Origin of the sequence: Streptomyces sp. AcH 505 (assembly GCF_000818175.1) — a bacterium.
Taxonomy (GTDB): Bacteria; Actinomycetota; Actinomycetes; order Streptomycetales; family Streptomycetaceae; genus Streptomyces.
This window is the reverse complement of the sequence record NZ_JTIY01000001.1, coordinates 4,286,493-4,288,276: the sequence shown is the minus strand read 5'-3', so window position 1 is coordinate 4,288,276 and position 1,784 is coordinate 4,286,493. Positions and strand designations below refer to the sequence as shown.

At 74.0% G+C, this 1,784-nt stretch carries 3 protein-coding genes; all 3 read left to right on the top strand.

The window, feature by feature from the left end; genetic code table 11:
- Positions 1 to 914, top strand: a 914-nt coding sequence (thiO, locus tag HY68_RS19635) for a glycine oxidase ThiO (RefSeq protein WP_041990650.1), incomplete at its 5' end; no start/stop codon positions are given.
- Positions 911 to 1,135 carry a sulfur carrier protein ThiS gene (thiS, locus tag HY68_RS19630; RefSeq protein WP_041990648.1) on the top strand — a complete coding sequence of 75 codons (225 nt, stop codon included), beginning with the start codon at positions 911 to 913 and terminating at the stop codon, positions 1,133 to 1,135. The genes thiO and thiS, both read left to right, overlap by 4 nt.
- 6 nt (positions 1,136 to 1,141) lie before the next feature.
- A partial coding sequence (locus HY68_RS19625; protein WP_041996628.1) for a thiazole synthase occupies positions 1,142 to 1,784 on the top strand: 643 nt, incomplete at its 3' end.

Here is a 1,784-nt window from a genome sequence, read left to right as displayed (position 1 = left end):
GGGACCCCGGCTACCGCACCTGCGGCACCCTCGCCGTCGCCCTCGACGCCGACGACCGCGCCCATCTGCGTGAACTGCACGCCCTCCAGCAGGGTTCGGGGCTGACGTCCGACTGGCTCAGCGGCCGGGAGTGCCGGCGCCTCGAACCAATGCTCGCACCCGGCGTACGGGGCGGGCTGCGGGTGGACGGCGACCACCAGATCGACCCCCGCCGGCTCACCGCGGCGCTGCTGGCGGCCTGCGAGCGGGCCGGTGTGGTGTTCCGGCGCCACTGGGTCGAACGGCTCGCGGTGGCGGCCGACCGGGCCGTCGGCGCCGTACTGGACGACGGCACCGAACTCGCCGCCGACCAGGTGGTGCTGGCGGCCGGCTCGCTCAGCGGGCGGCTCGCCGGGGTCCCGGCGGACGTGCTGCCGCCGGTGCGGCCGGTCAAGGGCCAGATACTGCGGCTGACCGTGCCGGAGCGGTACGCGCCTTTCCTGTCCAGGACCGTACGGGCGGTGGTGCGCGGCAGCGACGTGTACCTGGTGCCGCGCGAGAACGGCGAGCTGGTCGTCGGCGCGACGAGCGAGGAACAGGGCTGGGACACGACGGTCACGGCGGGCGGTGTGTACGAACTGCTGCGCGACGCGCATGAGCTGATCCCCGGCATCACCGAACTGCCGCTGACCGAGACCCGGGCGGGTCTGCGGCCCGCGTCGCCCGACAACGCGCCGCTGCTCGGGCCGACCGCGCTGCCGGGGCTGCATCTGGCCACCGGCCACTTCCGCAACGGCGTGCTCCTCGCGCCGGTCACCGGCGACGCGCTGGCTGCCGTCCTGACCACGGGCGAACTTCCGCCCGAGGCGCGGCCGTTCACCCCGCTCCGGTTCTCGCCTGCCGCCACCTCCGTACGTCAGGAGCAGCCCGTATGAGCAGCGAAGCACGCACCGGCGTCAGGGTCTCCGTCAACGGGGAGCACCGGGACCTCCCCGCCGCCACCACGCTCGCGACCCTCGTGGCCGGCTTCACGGCCGCGCCGTCCGGTGTGGCGGCCGCCGTCAACGAGACGGTGGTGCCACGCGGCCGGTGGTCCTCGACGCTCCTCGGGGACGGCGACCGCGTCGAGATCCTCACCGCCGTACAGGGAGGCTGATCGCGAATGGCGGACGACAAGCTCACCATCGGCGGCGCCACGTTCACCTCACGCCTGATCATGGGCACCGGCGGCGCGCCCAGCCTGGACGTCCTGGAACGGTCCCTGGCCGCCTCGGGCACGGAGCTGACCACGGTCGCGATGCGCCGCCTCGACCCGTCCGTGCAGGGCTCCGTGCTGTCGGTGCTGGACAACCTGGGCATCCGGGCCCTGCCGAACACAGCCGGCTGCTTCACGGCGGGCGAGGCGGTCCTGACGGCCCGGCTGGCCCGTGAGGCGCTGGGCACGGACTGGGTGAAGGTGGAGGTCGTCGCGGACGAGCGCACGCTGCTTCCCGACCCGATCGAACTGCTGGAAGCGGCCGAGACGCTGGTGGACGACGGCTTCACCGTCCTGCCGTACACGAACGACGACCCGGTGCTGGCACGGAAGCTGGAGGACGTGGGCTGCGCGGCGATCATGCCGCTCGGCTCCCCCATCGGCTCGGGTCTCGGCATCCGCAACCCGCACAACTTCCAGCTGATCGTGGAGCACGCGCGCGTGCCGGTCATCCTGGACGCCGGCGCGGGTACGGCGTCGGACGCGGCGCTGGCGATGGAGCTGGGCTGCGCGGCGGTGATGCTGGCGTCGGCGGTGACCCGCGCGCGCG